This is a genomic window from Pseudomonas sp. zfem001, assembly GCF_032621725.1.
GTDB lineage: Bacteria > Pseudomonadota > Gammaproteobacteria > Pseudomonadales > Pseudomonadaceae > Aquipseudomonas > Aquipseudomonas sediminis.
This window is the reverse complement of the sequence record NZ_JAVYJI010000009.1, coordinates 62,537-83,624: the sequence shown is the minus strand read 5'-3', so window position 1 is coordinate 83,624 and position 21,088 is coordinate 62,537. Positions and strand designations below refer to the sequence as shown.

Here is a 21,088-nt window from a genome sequence, read left to right as displayed (position 1 = left end):
TTGACAGAGTCTAGGCGAGGTGTCGGCTTTTTGCCGGCCGCTTCGTTAGAACAAGGAAGTAGCGTCAAAAGCTTGTCGAATAGGTGACTGGTAGCCTTAGCCGAATGCAATCCGGGGTGCGTTTAGCGCTCAGGGATTGGGCAGGGTTTTCTGCTTGAGGATGTACAGGCTGACCAGCACCGCACTGCTCAGCATGAACACGCGCGCCCAGGGCATGGGCACCAGATAGCAGGAAAAGCTGATGCTGGCCCACATCAGCACCAGGGCGTAGATCTTGCCCTTGAGCGGGATGCCCTGGCCTTCCAGGTAATCGCGAATCCATGGACCCAGGTGCGGGTGGGTGACCAGCCAGAGGTAGAAACGCCGTGAGCTGCGTACGAAGCAGGCCGCCGCCAGCAGCAGGAACGGCGTGGTCGGCAGTACGGGCAGGAAGATGCCGATGACCCCGAGGGCCACGCTCAGCCAGCCGATGCTCAGCAGCAGGTAGCGGACACTGCGGTGGCGGCTTGGCTGGATATCACGCGGCATGTGTGGGTCTTGGCGGCAGCCGGGCCTGGGCCCGGCTGGCACTGTCAGTGGCGGGGTTTGAGCAGCGCAGGTTTTTCTTCCGGAGCCTGGCACAGCAGGAAGAGGGCGGTCAGCAGCTCGGGAATCTGGTCGATCATGCTGTCCACCAGGTCGCGGTCGCGAGCGATCTCGGCAAATTCCTGCTGCTCGTCGAACAGACCCGAGCCGACCATGATCGGCAGCAGCAGCTCGCTGACTTCGTCTTCGGCATCTTCGAACCACACGGCTTCACGCAGGAACACGCCTTCCATGAAACCGATGCACCAGCCGCGCAGGTCGGAGTCGTCGGGCTCTTCGCCGAGGTCCAGGTCGCAGGGCAGTTCAGGCTCTTCTTCGCCAGCCAGCTGACGGGAGATATGCGCCTTCAGGTGGATCAGCGTGCTTTCGATCTCTTCGCGTTCGGCGTCGCTGCGGTAGTGCGGCGGCTCAGCGAACAGCGCGTCGATCCACTCGCGGTCTGGCACCTGATCGGGGCAGATCGCCAGGGCTGTCAGGTAGCCATGGGCGGCCACGTAGTCCAACGCCTCTTCGTGCAGCTCATCGGCATCGAGAAAGGCTTGCAGGCGGGACAGTTGCTCAGCGAAGGACATCGTGGGGTTACCTTGAGGCTTAGGGGATAAACGAGGAAGGATTCTAGTTCACCGCTGCCTCTGCGACCAGCGCGGGTGCTCTACTGACGGCGATTCAACGGCTTCGGACGGGTAGGCGCCCTGTTACCTGCGATCCTGCGGCATAATGCGCGGCTAGATTTGGAGGCCTTCATGCTCGACCACGCCATGCGCATTCTCAAAGACGTTTTCGGCTACGACGCCTTTCGCGGCAATCAGGCCGCGATCATCGAGCGTGTGGCTGGCGGCGGCGATGCCTTGGTGTTGATGCCTACCGGCGGCGGCAAGTCGCTATGCTTCCAGGTGCCGGCACTGATGCGCGAGGGTCTGGCGGTGGTGGTCTCGCCGCTGATCGCCTTGATGGACGATCAGGTGGCCACCCTCGACGAGTTGGGTGTGGCAGCTGTGGCGCTGAATTCCACTTTGAGCCCCGACGAGCAGCGCGAGATCGCCGACCGTATTCGTCGCGGGCAGATCAAGATGCTCTACCTGGCGCCCGAGCGCCTGGTGCAGCCGCGCATGTTGAGCTTCCTGCAGGGCCTGGATATCGCCCTGTTCGCCATCGACGAAGCGCATTGCGTGTCGCAGTGGGGGCATGATTTCCGGCCTGAGTACCTGCAACTCGGCCAGCTTGCTGAGCTGTTTCCCAATGTGCCGCGCATCGCCCTGACCGCCACCGCGGACAAACGTACCCGTGAGGAAATCGTCCAGCGCCTGCATCTGGACAACGCTGAGCGCTTTCTGTCGAGCTTCGATCGGCCGAACATCTTCTATCGCATTCAGCCCAAGGATCAGCCGCGTAAGCAACTGCTCGGTTTTCTCGCAGCGCGCAAGGGCGATGCCGGCATCGTCTATTGCCTGTCGCGCAAAAAGGTCGAGGAGGTTGCCGACTTTCTCAGCAGCCAGGGTTTCCCTGCCTTGCCTTATCACGCCGGCCTGCCCAACGAATTGCGTGCCTTCAATCAAAAGCGCTTTCTCAATGAGGAAGGCCTGATCATGGTGGCCACCATCGCTTTCGGCATGGGCATCGACAAGCCCAACGTGCGCTTCGTCTGCCATCTGGATCTGCCCAAATCGCTGGAAGCCTACTACCAGGAGACCGGACGTGCCGGTCGTGACGGCTTGCCGGCTGATGCCTGGATGGCTTACGGTCTGCAGGACGTGATCTTCCTCAAGCAGATGCTCAACAATTCCGAAGGCGACGAGCGCCACAAACGTATCGAGCAGCACAAGCTCGATGCCATGCTCGCACTGTGCGAGGAGACACGCTGCCGCCGTCAGGCGCTGCTGGCCTACTTCGACGAAGAGTTGCCCAACCCCTGCGGGCATTGCGATAACTGCATCGACGGCGTCGAGACCTGGGATGCCACCGAGCCGGCGCGTCAGGCGTTGTCGGCGGTCTATCGTAGTGGCCAGCGCTACGGCGTCGGCCATCTGGTGGACATTCTGCTGGGCCGCGACAACGAGAAGATTCGCGCCGCCGGTCATCAGCACCTGGCAGTGTTCGGCGTTGGCAAGGGTTTTTCCGAAGTCGAGTGGCGAACCCTGTTCCGCCAGTTGGTCGCCCGCGGCTTGGCCGATGTCGATCTGGACGGTTTCGGCGGTTTGCGCCTGACTGAGTCCTGCCGGCCGCTGCTGCGTGGTGAGGTCAGCCTGCAACTGCGTCGTGAGCCCAAGCCGGCGCAGGCGGCCAAGGCCTCCAGTAGCGCCGCCAGCCAACTGGTGCGCGGCCATGAGCGGGACATGTGGGAGGCGCTACGTAGTCTGCGCCGTAAGCTGGCCGAGGAGCACAGCGTACCGCCGTACGTGATCTTCCCTGATGCCACGTTGCTGGAAATGTTGCGCAGCCAGCCCAACTCGCTGAGTGAAATGGCCGAGGTCAGCGGCGTCGGTGCGCGCAAGCTGGAACGCTACGGCCAGGCCTTCCTGGAAGTACTCAATGGCAGCGGCGCGGATGACACGCCACCGCCGGTGGCCGATCTGCGTCATGAGCTGGTCAGCCTGGCTCGCGCCGGTATGACCCCGACGCAAATCGCCGGCCAGTTGGGTTGCAGCGAGAAGAACGTCTACAGCCTGCTGGCCGAGGCAATCGCCCAGCAGCAACTGACTTTGGAGCAGGCGCTGGATCTTCCTGAGGAACTGTTGGGCGAGATTCAGGAGACCTTCCTCGATGGCGAGGGCGAATTACCGGCGGTCAGCGAGATTGCCCCGCTATTCGCCGGGCGGGTCGACGAAGCGGTGCTCTACTGCGTGCGTGCGGCGCTGCAGGCCGAGTTCGAGATCTAAGCGTCCTCGGTGAAACTTGGCTGCCTGATTCTGGCGGCATTTCGCTCGCAGGGCTAAGGTGTGGGCAGGCCGCCAGATAACGAGGTGAGGGTGCCTGACTATCACGCCTGGTACGACGAGGTTCGTCCGAGCCCTTATGCCGAGCAGTTGAGCCTGGGGTTTCGGCGGTTGCGTTTTTCCCGCGCTCTCGAGCGTGAATATCGTGCGCATATGCTTGAGGACGGCTTCGAACTCAAACGTATCGCGCTCTGCGTCGCCACGGTCATCTGGCTGGCCCTGACGGTGCTGGACATGTTGGTGGTGCCTGCATCGCACCTGGGCTGGGTGATCGCAGTGCGCCTGGTGGCGCTGGTCATCCTGCTGGTTTGCGCGACCCTGATCCTGCGGCGGCGCCACAGCCATCTTCTGTTGCCGCTGAGCATGATCTGTATCCTCGTGCTCGGCGTGGGGGCAACGGTGATTGTCGGTATCGCTCATCGCGCCGACCCTGGCTACCCCTATGAAGGTCTGCTGCTGGTGAGCATGGCGGCGTACTTTCTGGTTGGCCTGCGTTTGAGCGAGGCCCTTGCCTGTTCTCTGGTGGTGTTGCTCGCCTATGTGCTGGCGGAATTGGCTGCAGGGCTGCCGGCTCCACGATTGATCAACAACCTGTTGTTCCTGGGGTTCGGTAATCTTATCGGCGCCGTCGGTTGCTACCTCCTGGAATACAAATCACGCGAGCATTTTCTGATCAGCCGCCTGATGCATCTGCTTGCCCACCACGACAGCCTGACCGGGCTGCACAATCGTCGCAGTTTCAACCGACAGTTCGAGCGCCTCTGGCGCCAGGCACAGCGTGAGGGTATATCGCTGGCACTGCTGCTCTGCGACATAGACCATTTCAAGGCATACAACGATTGCTACGGCCACCAGGCTGGCGACGCGGCTTTGCAGCGTGTCGGAGCACTGATCGACCAGGCTGCGCGGCGACCACTGGATATGGGCGTACGGCTTGGCGGTGAGGAGTTCGCGCTGTTGTTGTTCGACATCAGCGCCGATGAAGCCAAGCTACGCGCCGAGGCTTTGCGCCATTCGCTGGAGGAAGCGGGCATTGCTCACCGCGGCTCCGGGAGCGCCGATGTACTGACCATGTCCATCGGCATCGCTTGCCTGAGCCCCGATAGCCAACCTGAATTGAGCCAGCTGTACGAACAGGCTGACCGAGCGCTATACGAGGCAAAGGCTTTCGGGCGTAACAGGGTCGCGGTCTGAATTGGAGTGGTGGGCAAGGTGTCGGTCGCATTCTGCAATGCACGTGGCGCAATCTGCGCTTGCCCTGTGCATCGGGTTATGGCTAGCTGGCTAATAATTAGTTTTTGACCTTTGTATGAGTCCGCTTGCCCATGTCTTATCCCGATCAACATCGCTTTGCCATGCAGGTTGCCCAGCTTTCCCGTGCCTGGCGTTCCGAACTCGATAGGCGCCTGGTGGGCCTTGGCTTGTCCCAGGCTCGCTGGCTGGTGCTGCTGCACCTGGCGCGTTTCAGCGAAATGCCGACCCAGCGTGAATTGGCGCAGAGCGTCGGCGTAGAAGGGCCGACTCTGGCGCGTCTACTCGACAGCCTCGAAAGCCAGGGGCTGGTGATTCGTGTGGCGGTACCCGAAGACCGCCGTGCCAAGAAGATTGCGTTGCAACCGAATGCGCAGCCTCTGATCGAGAAGATCGAAGCGATTTCTACCCAACTGCGCCATGAAGTCTTCGCCGGTATCGACGAGGATGATCTTCGCCGCTGTCAGCAGGTGCATGCTCGAGTGCTCGGCAACCTGATGAAGTGACCGCCTGCACCGTCAAAAATCCGATCACTGTTTGAGCAGATCTTTTTTGCGCCTAGTTTTTGACTGATTCAACTTGATGGCACCGTGCTTTCGTCGGCAAACTGGCGTCCAAGCCGCTACTTTGTGAATTAGTAGCCATAATGCAATTCGAGGCGGTCTCGACAAGGACCTTGTCGCCCGTTCTCGGAATTATCAAGGGCGCCAGCCTCCCGGCCAAGGGAAGCTCAGACAGGAAGTCGAGGAGGTGGCGTTCGAGCCGGATAAGCCTGGAGGTCACATGGCTCGGGTGCGTCAGTTAATGTTGGGTTTGGCGTCGGGGTCCGCTCTCTATTCGGGAATGGCCCCAGCGCTCGGTTTGGGTGAAATCACGCTGCATTCGGCGCTGAATCAGCCTTTCGAGGCGGAAATTGAGCTGCTCGAGTTGGGCGACCTGGGCGCGCAGGATCTGCGTGTCGGGCTGGCCTCGGCCGAGGTGTTCAGCCGTTCGGGTGTCGAGCGCTTCTACTTTCTCAACGACCTGCGTTTCACACCGCTTCTGCAGGGTTCGCGTAGCGTAATCCGCGTAGTGTCCAGCCGCCCGGTGCGTGAGCCATACCTGAACTTCATCGTCGAAGTGGCGCGTCCCAACGGTCAGCTACTGCGCGAGTACACGGTTCTGCTCGATCCACCTGGCTCTTCGGCTTATTCCGCTGTAGCCGCGCCAAGCGCTGCTGCCGTATCGCAACCCTCTAGCCGCACCGCTGCACCAGCCTCGTCAGTCAGAGCGGTTACGCCGCCGAGTGCATCTGCTGGGCACCGCCATCAGGTCAGCCGTGGCGACAGTCTTTGGTCCATCGCCGCGCGTCTGCGTGAGCAGGGCAGCACGTTGTCTCAACAGGCGTTGATGGAAGGCATTCTTGCTCTCAACCCGAATGCCTTTGCTGGCGGCGATCCAAGTCGTCTACAGGCCGGCGCTGACCTGCTGCTGCCGGATGCCGCCCGTGCGGAGGCTGTCCAGCCGACCGCTGCTCCGGTCGCTGCCGAGGCCGCACCTGCGCTCGCTGAAAACACTGCCGAAGGGCCTGTAAGCGCACCTCTGGCTGCCCTCGAACCTGCACCGCAACAAACCGAAAGCCTGGAACTGTTGGCCGAGAAACAGCGCCAGGTCGATCTGGAACTGGCCAACCAGGCTGCGGAAAACCTGCAGCTGCAACAAGGGCTGGCGCAACTGCAAGTGCAACTGCAGCAGTTGCAGGAGCAATTGGCGCAGAAGGATGCTCAGTTGGCTGAGCTGGCAGCGCGTGCGCCGGCCGGGCCGGTCACCCAGCCCATTGCCGCCGCGCCGGTCAGTATCGAGCAGGTGCCCGCTGAGCGCGGTTGGTGGTCGACATTGTTGGCCGGTGGCATTGGGCTTTTGCTGTTGCTCGGTGCGCTGTTCTGGGCTGTGCGGCGCCGTGGCGAGAAAACCAAACCGGTGGTGCAGGTCCAGCCAAAGGCGCAGCCACCTCAGCAACCGCCTCGTCCGCAACTCGCGGCGGTTGTCGTTCCCGTTGATGCTGCTCCGGTGGCCAAGGCTGTCCCGACGCCAGCCCCGGCACGTGCTCAAGGGCCGGTCGACCCGCTCGAGGCGGCCAATGTCTACATTGCCTACGGTCGTGTCAGCGAGGCGCGTGGTGAGCTGAGCAAGGCACTGGCTCAGGACCCGCAGCGCAGCGATCTGCGCTTCCGTTTACTCGAGGTGCTGGCGCTGTTGGGCGATGGGGCGGGTTTTGCGCGTGAAGAGGCCGTGCTGCGTGCCGAAGAGTTCGACACCGTACGCATCGATGCGCTGAAGGCGCGTCATCCTGATCTGCTGGCGACTCAGCAGGCGCCGACCGAGCCTGTGGCTGCGCTGCAGCCGGCGGCAGCGCATGCGACTGAACCTGATTTCCAGCTCAACCTCGACGACCTGTCGCTGGATGCCGACTGGGATCTGGTCAGCCCTTTCCCTGCTGCCGCCAAGGCCAAACCCAAGGCTGCTGCAGAACCGGAGTTCGACCCGTCGTTCGCCAGCAACCTGCAGGAGCTGCCGGAGGTGTTCGAACTGCATCATGAAGACGAGCAGTTGAGCGCCTTCGGTGAGATGGAAATGGTGCTGAGCGATGACGCGCCGGGGCTGGATGACAACTTCCTCGACGTTTTTGCCGGCGATGCTGATGCCACTGCCGCGCTGCAGGGCGATATCGATCACCTGGCAGGCAACCCGGAGCATATGGCCCAGCTCAACCAGGCGCTGGCTTATATCAAGCAAGGCGATATCGCTACCGCCTGCGACATTCTCAACGAGGTGATCGACCACGGCGATGACGAGCAGAGGAAGGCCGCGCGCCAGTTGCTGGCGGAAATCGCCTGACAGACTTGTGCTGCTAAACCTGACGAGGCCGCGCATATGTCGCGGCCTCGTCGTTTCAGAAACTCTTGCCCAGATTGAGATACAGAGCCTTTTCCCGCTCGTCGTTGAAGCCGTAGCTGAAGTTCAGCGGGCCTAGCGGGGTGTCCAGGCCGAGGAAGATGCTGGCCGCATTGATATAGCCACTGTCGAAGGCGTTGTCGTTGTTCCAGGCGCGGCCGCGCTCCAGCGACATGCCCAGGTACAGCGGGAAGTTCAGCGGCAGCATCGAGGTTTGCGTCATGCGCCGGTAGTAGATCATCCGTGCCAAGGCCATGTTCTGGCCGCTCAGCGAGTCCTGGCGAAAGCCTGACAATTCCTGGGCACCGCCGAGAATGAAGCCCGAGGTGACCACCTCCGCCTGATCCAGGGTGCGCCCGTAGCGCCCACCGAACAGCCAGGTATTGGGGCCGTGGCTATAGGCCTTGTCCAGTTTCAGCTGCCATTGGCGATATTCCTCGTCCGAGCCCAGGCCGCGATCATATTTGCGCAGCATCAGACCGATGTCCTCACCTGTGCGCGGGAAGTCGAGGTTGTCCAGGGTGTCGAAGGAGTACAGCAGCTCGTAGTACCCCTCGCTGAAGCTGAAGCTGGGCAGATCGCGCTCGCCGACGCGCACATCCGCCTCGCCCCAGGCCTGGGCGATACCGAAGCGAATTTCGCCATTGTTGGCGATCTGCCGACCGAGGTTGAGACCATAGCCGTAGCGCTCCAGGCGGTATTCGGCGATCGGGTCGTTGTCCAGAATCGCTTCGACGTTCTGCGCCTCGCCGAACAGATAGGGCGCGACGAAGTAACGTGAGCCGGCGTCCAGCGGCTGATAAAACTCGCTGTAGAGCTCCTGGCGGTCACCCAACTGCAAGCGAGTCAGCCATTCGGCGCCGAGCTCGTTGATGCCATTGATGCGGTAACTGGCGCCGATATTGAAGGCGCTGTCGCCGCGCATGTCGTCGGACAGGTTCAGCCCCAGGCGCAGATAGTCGGTGCCGGTGCGCTTGCCGCGGGCATCGATCACCAGGGCGCTACCGCGCTCGTCCAGTGGCTCTACGCGGTATTGCACGCGCTCGAAGTAGTCCAGACCGTAAAGGGTGCCCATGTCTTTTTGCAGGCGATCCATGTCCAGTGGCTCGCCGAGCGGTTGGCGAATGTGCCGGCGAATCACCGCGTCGCCGACTTTCGAGTCGTTCTCCACATGGATCTCGCGAATCACCGGTGTGCGCTGTTCGCGCGAGCGCGCCATGGCCAGTGCCGGGTTGCCGGCACTGCCGGTGCGCAAGCGAGCCAAACGCTCTGCCTGAATCTGTGTGGCGCGATAGCCGGCCTCCATCATCTGTTCGCCCCGATTGAAGTCGGCGACGCCAAAGCCAGCCAGAGGTGGCAGGATCAATACGTCGTCCGCTTCCAGCGTTTCGAGTTGCGCCTCGGAGTTCTTGCGCATCATCAGGTTGATCGACTGGTTCATCACGTCGACGACGGTGAGCAGCTCCTTGGCCGGTTTCAGTGGCATGCCCAGGTCGACGACGATGACGTGATCGACGCCCATCTGTCGCGCCACGTCGATGGGCACGTTGTTGACCATGCCGCCGTCGACCAGCAGGCGGCCGTCCACTTCCACCGGGGCGAACACCGCAGGGATCGACATGCTGGCGCGCATCACCTGCGGCAGGTGACCGCTGCCCATGATCACCTGTTCGCCCGTGACTACATCGGTGGCCACGGCGCGATAAGGGATCGGTAGATGATCGAAGTCGCGAGTGGCACTGCGGTGTACCAGCAGACTTTCCAGCAGCAGCGCCAGGTTCTGGCCCTGGATCACGCCCAGCGGCAGGCCAAGGCTGCCGTCGTCGCGAAAGCTGAGTTTCTGCTTGATCAGGAAATCGCGGTCGTCCTGCTTGCGCCGGAAAGGTACGTCCTCACGTGGCGGTGAGTCGGACAGTGCCTGTTGCCAGTCCAGTTCCAGCGCCAGACGCTCAAGTTCCGCCACCGAATAGCCGGACGCGTACAGCCCGCCGACGATGGCTCCCATGCTGGTGCCGGCGATGGCATCTATGCGAATACCTTGTTCCTCCAGCGCCTTGAGCACTCCAATGTGCGCCAGGCCACGGGCGGCGCCGCCGGACAACACCAGACCGACACGGTCGGCGGCGATGACGGGCAGGCTGGAGAGGGCGAACAGGTAGAGCAACGAAAAGAGCAGGCGGCGCATGGTGGATTCCGGCAGGAGCAGAGACAAAGGCCGTTATTATAGGCATCAAGCCCCACAGTAGAGCCGCTGCCATGCCCGATCAGAAGCCCGAAATCGTCATCACCTATTGCACCCAGTGTCAGTGGCTGCTGCGCGCCGCCTGGCTGGCTCAGGAGCTGCTGAGCACCTTTGCCGACGAGTTGGGCCGGGTCAGCCTGGAGCCAGGTACCGGCGGCGTGTTCCGCATCCTCTGTGATGGCCAGCAGATCTGGGAGCGCAAGGCCGATGGTGGCTTCCCAGAGGCCAAGGTGCTCAAGCAGAGAGTGCGTGACCAGATCGACCCAGGGCGCGATCTGGGTCACAACGACCGTTAGAGTTTCAGGATCAACGCGCCATCCGCGCTGAAACGAAGATCGCGCTGACGATCAGTAAGCCGCCGGCCAGCATGCGCAGGGTCGGTTGCTCGCTGAACAGCCACCAGGCGAACAGAATTCCGTAGACCGGCTCCAGGGCGAAGATCACTGCCGTGGTACGCGCCTTGAGCACGCGCAGGCTGGCGACGAACAGGCTGTGCGCCAGGCCCGTGCAAAAGATGCCGAGCATCGCCAGCCACAGCCAGTCCACCGGTCGCACGCTGGGCAGCAGTGGCCAGGCCAAGGGCAGAAAGCAGATCAGCACCGTGATGTTCTGGTACAGCGCGGCCTTTACCGGATCTAAGCCACGGGTGCTGGCGCGGTTGAGCAGCGACAGCAGGGCGAACAGAAAGCCCGACAACACCGCCCACAGCAGCCCGACGGTGGCGCCGCTGTTCAGGCTGAATTCGGGCGTGACCAGAATCAGTCCCAGGCATACCACGCCGACCATGGCGAACTCGCCGGTGCGGGTGCGCTCGCGAAACAGCAGGCCCTCCAGCAGGACGGTGAAGGCCGGGAAGCTGGCGAAGCCCAGGGTGGCGATGGCCACGCCGGAAACTTTCACCGCTTCGAAGAAGGTGACCCAATGCGTGCCCAGCAGCAGGCCGCCGAGTGCCAGAAGGGCCATCTGCCGCAGGCTCGGGCGAACTGCGTGGCGGCTGCGCCAGAGCGTGGCAGCCAGGCCCAGGGCGAGCACGGCAAAGAGTGCGCGGCCGCCTGCAATCATGTTCGGCGTGGTCGCCGCGAGTTTGCCGAAAATGCCCGACAGGCCGAACAGCAGGGCACCCAGGTGAATCGCCAGCAGGGCGTTACGCTGCGTCATGCCAGGCGCGCACCGTTGGGCAGTGGCTGGTCGAAACCTGCCAGGACGACGCGGTTCTCGCTGTCATAGACACCGGTGACCAGCACCTCCGAGCGCACCCCGGCGATTCGTTTAGGGGCGAAGTTGCAGACGCACAGCACCTGACGACCAATCAGCGCGTCACAATCGTAATGCGCGGTGATCTGGGCGCTGGAGGTCTTGATGCCCAGTTCGCCGAGATCGACTTCCAGCACGTAGGCCGGCTTCAGCGCTTTTTCGTTGGGACGAGCGCTGCGAATGGTGCCGACGCGCAGCTCCACCTTCTCGAAATCCTGCCATTCGATGGTTTGCATAAGGTACTCCTTCGATGATGCGGCGCAGTCTAGGGCCGCGCGCGATAGCTGTCTGTCGCGGGAGTGCTGAGTTTTGTCGCCAGGCTATCGAGGAAACGTGCGGGCATCGTTAACGGCCGGGTGCCCGGTGCACCCTACGGTTCGTGTGCTTGTTAACGCGTGCGGCGCAATTGCCGTGGCGTTATGCCCAGATGGCGGGAGAGGGCGGCGGTGAAGGCGCTCTGCGAGTTGTAGCCGACCCGTGCGGCGATTTCGCCAACCGCCAGGTCGCTGCCACGCAACAGCTGTTCGGCGAGTTGCAGGCGCCGTTGGCGAATATGTTCCATCGGCGTGCGCCCGGTCTCGGCGAGGAAACGCGCATGGAAGCGCGCTACCGACAGACCGGCCAGGCGTGCCAGATCTGCCACCTGCAGCGGATGCGCTGCGTGCTGTTCGATATAGCGATCCAGGGCTGTCAGCGGCAAGCCGGTCGTCTCGGCATGCTGGCGGCTGCAGGCCAGGCTGCCGAGCAGCAAGGCCGCACCCTGGCCAGCGATGATTGGATCATTGATCGGGCTGCTGGCCAGCCAGTTGAGTAGCTGCCCCTGCGAGGGATCGAGTTGCAGTGCGTTGGGTTTGTCCAGCAGACGCTGGATGTCGCTCGCATGGTGGCCAAGCTGGCGCTCCAGCCAGTCATTGGCCGGCAGGTCCAGCACCAGGCATTGGCTGCCACGTGGGCTGCCGCAGGTGTGGCGCGCTTCGGCTGGCACTACGGCCAGGTGATGACGTAGCACTCGGCTGCCCTGGCCGTCCACTTCGAACTGCAGCTCACCTGCCAGGCCGAAAACCAGTTGCGCATGCTCATGGCTATGGCTGAGCACTTCGTGGCTGTAGTGACGCAGGGACATGATCGGGAGCATGGCGGTTTCCTCGGCAACTGCCGGAGTGTAACGCCTGGGCCGGGGCGCTGCTGCGTCATCGAACGGTCTTTTTCCTGTCATATGTCTTTCACCGCGACCCCTCAAGCTCGTCTAAACCCAGCCGGAGGTCGCCCATGACCAGCGCCCAGCTCGCCAAGCCCAGCCGCAAGCAACGTGTCCGCACCCTGTGGATTTCCGACGTACACCTCGGCACGCGCGATTGCCAGGCCGAGCATCTGGCAGCGTTTCTCAAGCGTTACCACGCCGACCGTATCTACCTGGTAGGCGACATCATCGATGGTTGGAAGCTGCGTGGCGGCATCTACTGGCCGCAGGCGCACACCAACGTGATCCGCCGCCTGCTGACCATGAGCAAGCGCGGCACCGAGGTGATCTACGTCACCGGCAACCACGACGAATTCCTGCGTCGCTACTCCAGCCTGCTGCTGGGCAATATCCAGCTGGTCGACGAGGCCGTGCACGTCACGGCCGATGGTCGGCAACTGCTGGTCATCCATGGCGACCAGTTCGACGTGATCACCCGCTATCACCGCTGGCTGGCCTTTCTCGGCGACTCGGCCTACGAGTTCACCCTGACCCTCAATCGCTGGCTCAATCACTGGCGCAGCCGCTGGGGCTATGGCTACTGGTCGCTGTCAGCGTACCTCAAGCACAAGGTCAAGACGGCGGTGAACTTCATCAGCGACTTCGAGGAGGCCATCGCTCATGAGTGCGTCAAGCGCGGCCTGCAGGGCGTGGTCTGCGGCCATATTCACCATGCCGAGATTCGCCATGTGAGTGGCGTGGAATACATGAACTGCGGCGACTGGGTGGAATCCTGCACGGCGCTGATCGAGCACTGGGATGGGCAGATCGAGCTTTATCGTCTGGCCGAGGCGCAACTGGCCAGCGAGGAGCAGGCTGTCGCCCTCGAGACCAGCGCATGAGGATACTCATCGTCACCGACGCCTGGGTGCCTCAGGTCAATGGCGTGGTCACCAGTCTGGCTGCGCTGGTCAGCGAATTGCGTGGGCTTGGGCATCAGGTCAAGCTGCTCTCGCCCGCCGATTTCCGCGCCGTGCCGTGCCCCACTTATCCGGAGATTCCGCTGGTGTGGGATCTGTGGCGCGTCGGTGCGGCGATTCGCGACTTTCGTCCTGACTGCGTACATCTCGCTACTGAGGGGCCGCTGGGGTGGGCAGCGCGGCGTTGGCTGGTCAAGCGCGGGCTGGCGTTTTCCACGGCGATCCATACGCGCTTCCCGGAGTACGTCAGTACACGCTGGCCTTGGATTGCGCCGCGTTGGGGGTATGCCTTCCTACGCTTTTTTCATCGCCCTAGCCAAGCCGTGCTGGTGACCACCGAGCGTTTGCGTGAAGAGTTCGCCGGCTGGGCTCTGCAACGGCTGCAATTGTGGCGCAAAGGTGTGGACACCCGACTGTTTCGGCCGGACGAGACGCGCCTCCGACCTGGGCAACCGGTGTTTCTCTACGTCGGACGCATCGCCCCCGAAAAGAACCTGCAGGCTTTTCTCGATCTGGACCTGCCCGGCGAGAAACGCGTGGTCGGTGACGGACCGCAGCGCGAGGCGTTGCAGCAGCAATATCCGTTGGTGCGTTTTCTCGGCTACCGCCATGGCCAGGCGTTGGCCGAAATCTATCAGCAGGCCTCGGTGCTGGTCTTTCCTTCGCGTACCGATACCTATGGCCTGGTGATGCTGGAAGCACTGGCATGCGGTACGCCCGTGGCCGCGTTTCCGGTGGCCGGGCCGCTGGACGTGCTGCAGCAGGGGCTCAGTGGCGTGATGGACGAGGATCTGCGCGTCGCCTGCCTGGCGGCGCTGGAGCTGGATCGAGGGCGTTGCGCCGAGCTGGCGGCGGCTCAGTCCTGGCGGGCTTCTGCACTGGAGTTTCTGGCCTTGCAGCCGCTGATCGATGGTGAGCCGGTAGGGTTGGATGAGGCGTTACCGGATACCGCGTTGTAAGCGGCTTTTATCGCGGCTGAAGCCGCTCCTACGCCCCAGTGGGAGCGGCTTCAAGCGGCGAATTCAGAGAATGACCTTGTCGCGCAGCTTTTCGGCCGCCTGGTTGAGCGCCTGGATCACTCGCTCCTTGTCGAAGTTCTGAATACCGTTGGTGTCCAGGTACATGGAGAAGCCCGGCAGCTCGTGCTCGACGTAGCTGGAGGTGGCGCCCAGGTCGCGGCGGAAATCCACCACCTGGTAGATCTGCACCGGGCGGGTGAAGCCCTTGACGGTGATCTGGCCCTTGTCGCGGCACATGATCACGTCCTTGACCAGCGAATAGGTCTCGTGGGAAATCAGGATCTCGCCGGATTCAGCGGCACTTTCCAGACGGCTGGCGAGGTTCACGTCGCGGCCGATGATGGTGTAGTCCATGCGCGTGTCGGCGCCGAAGTTGCCCACCGTGCAGTAGCCGGTATTGAGGCCCATGCGAATTTCCAGAGGCTTGGTGATGCCCTGGGCACGCCACTGCTGGCGCAGCACCTTCATGTGCTTGCGCATGGCAATGGCCATGGAAACCGCTGCGACCGCATCCTTCTTGGCGCCATTGCTGCTGGGGTCACCGAAGAACACCATGACGCAGTCACCGATGAACTTGTCGATGGTGCCGCCGTATTTCAGGGTGATCTTCGACATTTCATTGAGGTAGGTGTTGAGCAGGTCGGTCAGCGCCTCGGCTTCCAGCTCTTCCGACAGTTCGGTGAAGCCCTTGATGTCGGAGAAAAACACCGTGAGCTTCTTGCGCTGGGTTTCCAGGCGCACGCTTTTCTTGCCGGTGAAGATCGACTCCCACACCTGCGGTGACAGGTATTTCGCCAGGTTGCGCGCCAGGCGTGCGGCCTTCTCCTGCTCGCGCTTGATCTCGCTGCGCACTTGGGCCAGGCGCAGGCCTTGCTGGTTGACGAAATAAGCGGTGATGCAGATGTACAGGGTGGCGAAGAGTATGCTGACCAGCGCCACCAGCGTTGGAGTGTCGGTATTGGGATGGACGCCCACCAGCGCGGCGCACAATGCCATGCCGCTGGCGGCCACCAGCAGCCCCAGGCCCAGGTAGCGCATGCCGCCGATGACCAAAGCGCTGAAGCAGAGAATCAGCAGGAACATGAGGCTGGGCACGGCGGAGAAGCCGAGCAGCACGCAGGCTGCGCCAGCATGCAGGGCGTCGAAGAACAGCAGGGCAAGATCGGTCTGCGCGGGGTAGTCGCGTTTGAAGCGGCGGCTCAGGTTGTGCGCCAGATGGGGATAGAGCAGGGCGTAGGGCACCATCCACAGGATGTCGTAGCCGAAGTGCCCCACGTAGGTGCCGGCGGCAATGCTGGCAGCCGTGGCGATATAGGCCAGTACGCGCGAATAGTATTCGCGCAACGGCGGCGTCGGCAGCCCGTTGGCACGGCTGGGGGTTGCTGGCTTCATCTGCTGGAACTGTCCCTGCTGGATTTCTGGCGTCTCTACTGGACGCCTGGCTGGTCTGCAAGACCTGAGCCAGAGGCTCGCTGGGCGGGGATCATAACCAAGGGGGTAGCGGCCAGCCAAGCACGGCCGCCGAACGGTGGCGCAGCAGAGGCCAGCGGTCAGGTGCTGGTGCTGTCCATGGCGGCCAGGTAAATGGAGTTCTTCGGCCGGGCGAACACGCGCTGCAGCATGGGTTCGAAGAAGCTCAGTGGCAAGCTTTCGTAGTCGGGGTCGAAGGCAGCCGCATCGTACTTGGCACAGAAGTCGATGGTCGCTTGGTACTGCGGGTGGTCCTTGAATTGCTCGCGCAGGTGGCGATCCATGCCCAGGTGGTGGAAGAAGTAATAGCCCTGGAAGATGCCGTGTTTCTCCACCATCCAGTGGTTCTCGGCACTGACGAAAGGTTTGAGGATAGCCGCGGCGATGTCTGGGTGGTTGTAGCTGCCGAGCGTATCGCCAATATCGTGCAGCAGCGCGCAGATCACGTACTCCTCGTCACGGCCGTCGCGATGGGCGCGGCTGGCGGTCTGCAGCGAGTGGGTCAGGCGGTCGACCGGAAAACCACCGAAATCGCCGTCGAGCAGGCGCAGGTGGGCGAGGATGCGAGCGGGTAGTTCGGCGGCGTAGGCGGCGAAGTCCTGGGCGATGATGGCCCAATCCTCGGCCTGGCCGTCTTGCATATGGGTGAAGCGGGCTCGGCTATTCATGGCATTTCTCGTTCTTGTTGTTCTGTGGCATGACGGTCAACCTTGCTGCGGTACGTGTGGCTGCGGGCTAGAAGCGGATACGGCCGGTAAAGGCATCCTTGAGCATCACCCAGTCGCCCATCAGGCTATACAGCGGGTAATCGAAGGTCGCCGGGCGGTTCTTCTCGAAGATGAAGTGGCCGATCCAGGCGAAGCCGTAACCGGCCAACGGCATGGCCAGCAGCCACAGCCATTGTTGGGTAAGCAGGGCATAGGCGAGGATCGTCAGCACCAGCAGGCTGCCGACGTAGTGCAGGCGGCGGCACACGGGGTTGCTGTGCTCCTGCAGGTAGTAGGGATAGAACTCGGCGAAGCTCTGGTAGCGCTCGGTAGTCTGGGCGGTCATGGCGCACCTCCTGTTATTGTCACGGTCGAGTGTAGGGTGGCTGTCTCCATCGGCCACTGACTTAAAGTGCCAGTCTAGTATCCTTGCGCCGCCAACCATGGCCTTGCTGATTGATCATAAGAACAAGACGATGAGTGAAAGAACCACCTCTTCCAACTGGGCATTGGCCATCGTGCAGGCGCTGGAGCTGGGCGGCGTCGACTGCGTCAGCCTGTTCGCCGAGCTGGGTATGGAGTACGCCGCGCTGAACGATCCGGATGCACGTTTCCCGCAGGACGGTATGACCCGCCTGTGGCAGCGCGCCGTGGCGCTGTCGGGCAACCCGGCGATCGGCCTGAACATGGCGCAGGTGGTACGTCCGGCGTCCTTCCATGTGGTGGGATATGCGCTGATGTCCAGCCGCAACCTGCGTGATGGCTTCACTCGTCTGGTGCGCTATCAGCGCATCATTGGTGAAGGGGCGGACCTGAACTTCCTGCCGCAACCCGACGGCTACGCGCTGACCCTGGCCATTCATGGCGACCGTTTGCCGCCGGCGCGGCAGAGCGCGGAGGCTTCGATGGCCTACTGCCTGGCGTTCTGCCGCTGGATGACCGGCAAGTTGATCCGGCCGCGTGAAATTCGTCTGCAAGGCCCGGCCCCCGCTGATCTGGCGCCTTATCAGCAGGTGTTCCAGGCGCCGCTCAAGTTCAACGCCGAGCACTATGGGCTGATCTTCGAACGTGCTGATCTGGAGGCGCCGTTGCCCAGTGCCAATGAGGCGCTGGCGCAACTGCATGATCGTTTTGCTGGCGAATACCTGGCGCGTTTCTGCAGCAGTCGTGTCACCCATCAGGCGCGCCAGGTGCTGTGCCGCCTGTTGCCGCAGGGCGAGCCACGCCGTGAGGTGGTGGCGCAGGCGCTGCATCTGTCTCAGCGCACCTTGCAGCGACGCCTGCAGGAGGAGGGCACCAGCTATCAGCAACTGCTCGACGACACGCGCCGAGAGTTGGCTGAGCAGTATCTTGGCCAGGTCGACCTGACGTTGCTGGAGGTTGCCTATCTGCTGGGCTTTGCCGACCCGAGCAACTTCTTCAGGGCGTTTCGCCGCTGGTTCGGAGAAACGCCCGGTGAGTATCGCAGTCGCCGTGGACTGGCCGGTTAAGGTCCATCTACCGCTCAATGGCGCCAGAAGGCGGGGAACAACAGCACCAGCACCGTGAGGATTTCCAGGCGCCCGAGCAGCATACCCAGGCTCAGTAGCCACTTGGCCGTATCGGGAATGGTGGCGTAGTTGCCGGCCGGTCCGACCATCTCGCCCATGCCCGGGCCAACACCGGAGACCATTGCGGCAGCGCCGGTCAGGGCGGTGATCCAGTCCACGCCGCACATCGCTACTGCCAGGGCCAGCGTGGCGATGGTGATGGTGTAGAAGAAGGCGAAGGCCAGGATCGAACGAACGATGTCTTCATCCAGCCGGTGATGGTTGTACTGCTGCTTGATCACGGCGCGCGGGTGGATGAGCTGCTTGAGGTTGGCCTTGAGCAGGATGTAGGCGACCTGGAAACGGAAGATCTTCAGGCCGCCCGCGGTTGAGCCGGAGCACCCGCCAACGAAGCCCAGGTAGAAGAACATCATGCTGGCGAAGGGGCCCCACAGGTGGTAATCACCCACGGCGAAGCCGGTGGTGCTCATGATCGAGGTAATGTTCACCGCCACCAAGCGCAGTGCATCGAGCCAATACAGATCGGTGGTGAACCATTTCCAGCCAGCCAGCACGAACCAGCTACCCACCAGCAACAGCAGAAAGCCACGCACTTGCGCATCGCGAATCAGTGCGCGGTAGTTGCCACGTAATGTGCTGACGTAGAGCACGAACGGCAGGCTGCCGAGCACCATCACCACGATGGCGACCCAGTGAACCGCAGGCTGTTGCCATTTACCCAGCGACGCGTCCGAGGTGGAGAAACCACCGGTGGCGATCGCCGACATGGCGTGGTTGATCGCATCGAACACGCCCATGCCTGCCAACCAGAAGGCCAGTACGGCGAAGGTGCTGAGGCCGACGTAGGCCAGCACCATGTACTTGGCGACCATGTGTGAGCGCGGCATGACCTTTTCCGAGCGATCCGAGGACTCGGTCTGGAACAGGCGCATGCCACCGATACGCAGGATCGGCAAGATCGCCACGGCCATGCCGATGAAGCCGATGCCACCCAGCCAGTGCAGCAGCGAGCGCCAGATCAGCGTGCCGGGCGACATGTCGTCGAGGCCGCTGAATACGGTGGCGCCGGTGGCGGTAATGCCGGACATGCTCTCGAAGTACGCGTCGGTAATGCTTGCGCGTTCGGCGAACATGAATGGCAGCGCAGCGAAGATCGATACCATCACCCAGCTCGACACCGTCAGCATGTACATGTCGCGTGGGCGCAGTTGCGTTTGTTTGGGTCTGCCCTGGGCGATCATGGCGATGCCGACGAGTGCGGTGATCAGGCTCGACCAGAGGAAGGCATTGATCTTCTGGGGCTGCTCGAAGATCAACAGGGTGACCACCGGCACCAGCATGCTAAGTGCCAGGGTGATGAGGAAAATGCCGTTGATGAAGGCGAGGATGCGCAGGCTGGCTAAAGGCATCGGTCAGTGTTTCCAGAAGCTGCGGGTGATCAGCACCAGCACGGTCAGAATTTCCAGGCGGCCCAGCAGCATGCCGGCACTGAGCAGCCACTTGGCTGAATCCGGCAGGCTGGCGAAGTTGCCGGCCGGGCCGATGATCGGGCCGAGGCCCGGGCCGACGTTGCACACCGCGGTGGCAGCGCCGGTCAGCGCGGTGACCCAATCCAGGCCGGTAAGGGTCAGGGCCAGGGCCAGCACGCCGATGGTGATCGTGAAGAAGAAGGAGAAGGTGATCATCGAGCGCACGATCTCTTCATCGAGATTGTGGTTGTTGTACTGCTGCTTGATCACCGCACGCGGGTGCACCAGCTGCATCAGGTTGGCCTTGAGCAGCACGTAGGCGACCTGGAAGCGGAAGATCTTCAGGCCGCCTGCGGTGGAGCCGGAGCAGCCGCCGACGAAGGTCAGGTAGAAGAACAGCAGCACGGCGAAGCTGCCCCAGGTGGTGTAGTCGCCGAGGGCGAAGCCGGTGGTGGTGACCACCGAGGTGACGTTCACCGCGACGATGCGAAAGGCGTCGAGCCAGGCGTAGTCCGAGTTGATCCACAGCCAGGTGCCGAAGACCAGCCAGGTCAGCAGCAGAAAACCGATGAAGCCGCGAACCTGATGGTCTTTGAACAGGGCGTTGCGATTGCCACGAATAAAGGCGACGTAAAGCATGAACGGCATGCCGCCGAGCAGCATCAGTACCACCGCCGTCCAATGCACGGCAGGCTGTGGCCAGTGTGCCAGTGACGAATCGGAAGTCGAGAAACCACCCGTGGAGATCGACGCCATGGAGTGATTGATGGCCTCGAAGGGAGTCATGCCCGCCGCCCAGAACGCCAGGAAACCCAGCAGGGTGAGGGCCAGATAGATCAGCAACAGGTACTTGGCCGCCATGTGCGAGCGGGGCATCACCTTCTCGCCCCAGTCCGAGGATTCCGTCTGGAACAGGCGCATGCCACCGACGCGCAGCAGCGGCAGAATCGCCACGGCCATGCCGATGAAGCCGATCCCGCCGAGCCAATGCAGCATCGAGCGCCAGATCAGGATGCCGGGTGACATGCTGTCCAGGCCAACCAGTACGGTGGAGCCGGTGGTGGTGATGCCGGACATGGTTTCGAAGATGGCGTCGGTGTAGCTGATATGGGCGATCAGCATCAGTGGCAGAGCGGCGAAGGCGCACACCACGGTCCAGCTGCCGGTGGTCAGCAGGTACATGTCACGCGGGCGCAGCTGGGCACTCTCCGGTCGGCCGGGTATCACCAGGGCCAGGCCGGCGATCAGGGTGATCAGGCTGGACCAGAGGAAAGCGTTGAGATCTTCCGGGTGCTCGAAGATCAGCAGCGTCAGCATCGGAATGGCCATGCTGATCGCCAGGGTAATCAGGAATATGCCGATGATGAAACCGATGGTACGTAGCGTCGGCAAGGCCATTTAGGGGGCTCTGGCGGGTTGTAAAAGTGCGCCATTCTACCCGTGGACGGGCGGCTGTAAACCGCTGCACCAAGGGGCTTTACAAGCGCATCGCCAAGCATAGAATAGCCGCCAGT

Annotated in this window: 19 protein-coding genes; 8 read left to right on the top strand and 11 right to left on the bottom strand. The window is 62.5% G+C overall.

Going from position 1 to position 21,088, the window contains the following annotated elements; genetic code table 11:
• Nucleotides 1-129: 129 nt before the first annotated feature.
• Entirely contained in the window at nucleotides 130-528 is a 399-nt protein-coding gene (locus RTH74_RS23215; protein WP_099525335.1) for a YbaN family protein, read from the bottom strand.
• A gap of 44 nt (nucleotides 529-572) precedes the next feature.
• Nucleotides 573-1,157 carry a YecA family protein gene (locus tag RTH74_RS23210; RefSeq protein WP_099525336.1) on the bottom strand — a complete coding sequence of 195 codons (585 nt, stop codon included), beginning with the start codon at nucleotides 1,155-1,157 and terminating at the stop codon, nucleotides 573-575.
• 171 nt (nucleotides 1,158-1,328) lie between these two features.
• Here RTH74_RS23210 and recQ point away from each other — a divergent pair, with 171 nt between their 5' ends.
• The 4 genes from recQ to RTH74_RS23190 all read left to right on the top strand — a co-directional run bounded on the left by recQ (nucleotide 1,329) and on the right by RTH74_RS23190 (nucleotide 7,646).
• Nucleotides 1,329-3,461, top strand: coding sequence for a DNA helicase RecQ (gene recQ, locus RTH74_RS23205; protein ID WP_316916205.1), 2,133 nt, complete (start codon nucleotides 1,329-1,331; stop codon nucleotides 3,459-3,461).
• A 90-nt stretch (nucleotides 3,462-3,551) separates the two neighbouring features.
• A complete protein-coding gene (locus RTH74_RS23200) occupies nucleotides 3,552-4,712 on the top strand; it encodes a GGDEF domain-containing protein (protein ID WP_316916204.1) in 1,161 nt (386 codons plus the stop codon).
• Nucleotides 4,713-4,843: 131 nt separating this feature from the next.
• Nucleotides 4,844-5,275 carry a MarR family transcriptional regulator gene (locus RTH74_RS23195; protein ID WP_106733964.1) on the top strand — a complete coding sequence of 144 codons (432 nt, stop codon included), beginning with the start codon at nucleotides 4,844-4,846 and terminating at the stop codon, nucleotides 5,273-5,275.
• 337 nt (nucleotides 5,276-5,612) lie between these two features.
• The gene (locus RTH74_RS23190; protein WP_316916203.1) at nucleotides 5,613-7,646 is read left to right on the top strand and encodes a FimV/HubP family polar landmark protein; all 2,034 of its coding nucleotides are present in this window, start codon (nucleotides 5,613-5,615) and stop codon (nucleotides 7,644-7,646) included.
• A gap of 55 nt (nucleotides 7,647-7,701) precedes the next feature.
• On the opposite strand, the gene RTH74_RS23185 is transcribed toward RTH74_RS23190, so the two are convergent.
• A complete protein-coding gene (locus RTH74_RS23185; RefSeq protein ID WP_316916202.1) occupies nucleotides 7,702-9,888 on the bottom strand; it encodes a patatin-like phospholipase family protein in 2,187 nt (728 codons plus the stop codon).
• A gap of 71 nt (nucleotides 9,889-9,959) precedes the next feature.
• Between RTH74_RS23185 and RTH74_RS23180 the strand changes: the two genes are divergently transcribed.
• Nucleotides 9,960-10,241, top strand: a complete 282-nt coding sequence (locus RTH74_RS23180) for a SelT/SelW/SelH family protein (protein WP_316916201.1) — start codon at nucleotides 9,960-9,962, stop codon at nucleotides 10,239-10,241.
• Nucleotides 10,242-10,251: 10 nt separating this feature from the next.
• Here the strand turns inward: RTH74_RS23180 and RTH74_RS23175 are convergent, their stop codons facing one another.
• The 3 genes from RTH74_RS23175 to RTH74_RS23165 form a co-directional block, all read right to left on the bottom strand.
• On the bottom strand, nucleotides 10,252-11,103 hold the full coding sequence (locus RTH74_RS23175) for a DMT family transporter (RefSeq protein ID WP_316916200.1): 852 nt from the start codon (nucleotides 11,101-11,103) through the stop codon (nucleotides 10,252-10,254).
• On the bottom strand, nucleotides 11,100-11,435 hold the full coding sequence (locus RTH74_RS23170; protein WP_316916199.1) for a tRNA-binding protein: 336 nt from the start codon (nucleotides 11,433-11,435) through the stop codon (nucleotides 11,100-11,102). Before RTH74_RS23170 ends, RTH74_RS23175 begins: the two co-directional genes overlap by 4 nt.
• A 152-nt stretch (nucleotides 11,436-11,587) precedes the next feature.
• Complete coding sequence (locus RTH74_RS23165) at nucleotides 11,588-12,334, bottom strand: AraC family transcriptional regulator (protein WP_316916198.1); 747 nt, start codon at nucleotides 12,332-12,334, stop codon at nucleotides 11,588-11,590.
• 134 nt (nucleotides 12,335-12,468) lie between these two features.
• Between RTH74_RS23165 and RTH74_RS23160 the strand changes: the two genes are divergently transcribed.
• Nucleotides 12,469-13,281 (top strand): UDP-2,3-diacylglucosamine diphosphatase, encoded by an 813-nt coding sequence (locus tag RTH74_RS23160; protein WP_316916197.1) that lies wholly within the window; start codon nucleotides 12,469-12,471, stop codon nucleotides 13,279-13,281.
• Entirely contained in the window at nucleotides 13,278-14,318 is a 1,041-nt protein-coding gene (locus RTH74_RS23155) for a glycosyltransferase family 1 protein (protein ID WP_316916196.1), read from the top strand. Before RTH74_RS23160 ends, RTH74_RS23155 begins: the two co-directional genes overlap by 4 nt.
• Nucleotides 14,319-14,381: 63 nt before the next feature.
• On the opposite strand, the gene RTH74_RS23150 is transcribed toward RTH74_RS23155, so the two are convergent.
• The 3 genes from RTH74_RS23150 to RTH74_RS23140 form a co-directional block, all read right to left on the bottom strand.
• Complete coding sequence (locus tag RTH74_RS23150) at nucleotides 14,382-15,770, bottom strand: adenylate/guanylate cyclase domain-containing protein (RefSeq protein WP_099525348.1); 1,389 nt, start codon at nucleotides 15,768-15,770, stop codon at nucleotides 14,382-14,384.
• A gap of 158 nt (nucleotides 15,771-15,928) precedes the next feature.
• A complete protein-coding gene (locus tag RTH74_RS23145) occupies nucleotides 15,929-16,516 on the bottom strand; it encodes an HD domain-containing protein (protein ID WP_125835430.1) in 588 nt (195 codons plus the stop codon).
• 67 nt (nucleotides 16,517-16,583) lie between these two features.
• Nucleotides 16,584-16,901, bottom strand: coding sequence for an Mpo1-like protein (locus RTH74_RS23140; RefSeq protein ID WP_106733975.1), 318 nt, complete (start codon nucleotides 16,899-16,901; stop codon nucleotides 16,584-16,586).
• 130 nt (nucleotides 16,902-17,031) lie between these two features.
• On the opposite strand from RTH74_RS23140, the gene RTH74_RS23135 reads away from it, so the two are divergent.
• Nucleotides 17,032-18,045, top strand: coding sequence for an AraC family transcriptional regulator (locus RTH74_RS23135; RefSeq protein WP_125835432.1), 1,014 nt, complete (start codon nucleotides 17,032-17,034; stop codon nucleotides 18,043-18,045).
• Between the two features lie 14 nt (nucleotides 18,046-18,059).
• Here the strand turns inward: RTH74_RS23135 and RTH74_RS23130 are convergent, their stop codons facing one another.
• Nucleotides 18,060-19,514, bottom strand: coding sequence for a TrkH family potassium uptake protein (locus RTH74_RS23130; protein ID WP_106733976.1), 1,455 nt, complete (start codon nucleotides 19,512-19,514; stop codon nucleotides 18,060-18,062).
• 3 nt (nucleotides 19,515-19,517) lie between these two features.
• Nucleotides 19,518-20,972, bottom strand: coding sequence for a TrkH family potassium uptake protein (locus RTH74_RS23125; RefSeq protein ID WP_125835433.1), 1,455 nt, complete (start codon nucleotides 20,970-20,972; stop codon nucleotides 19,518-19,520).
• Between the last annotated feature and the right edge of the window lie 116 nt (nucleotides 20,973-21,088).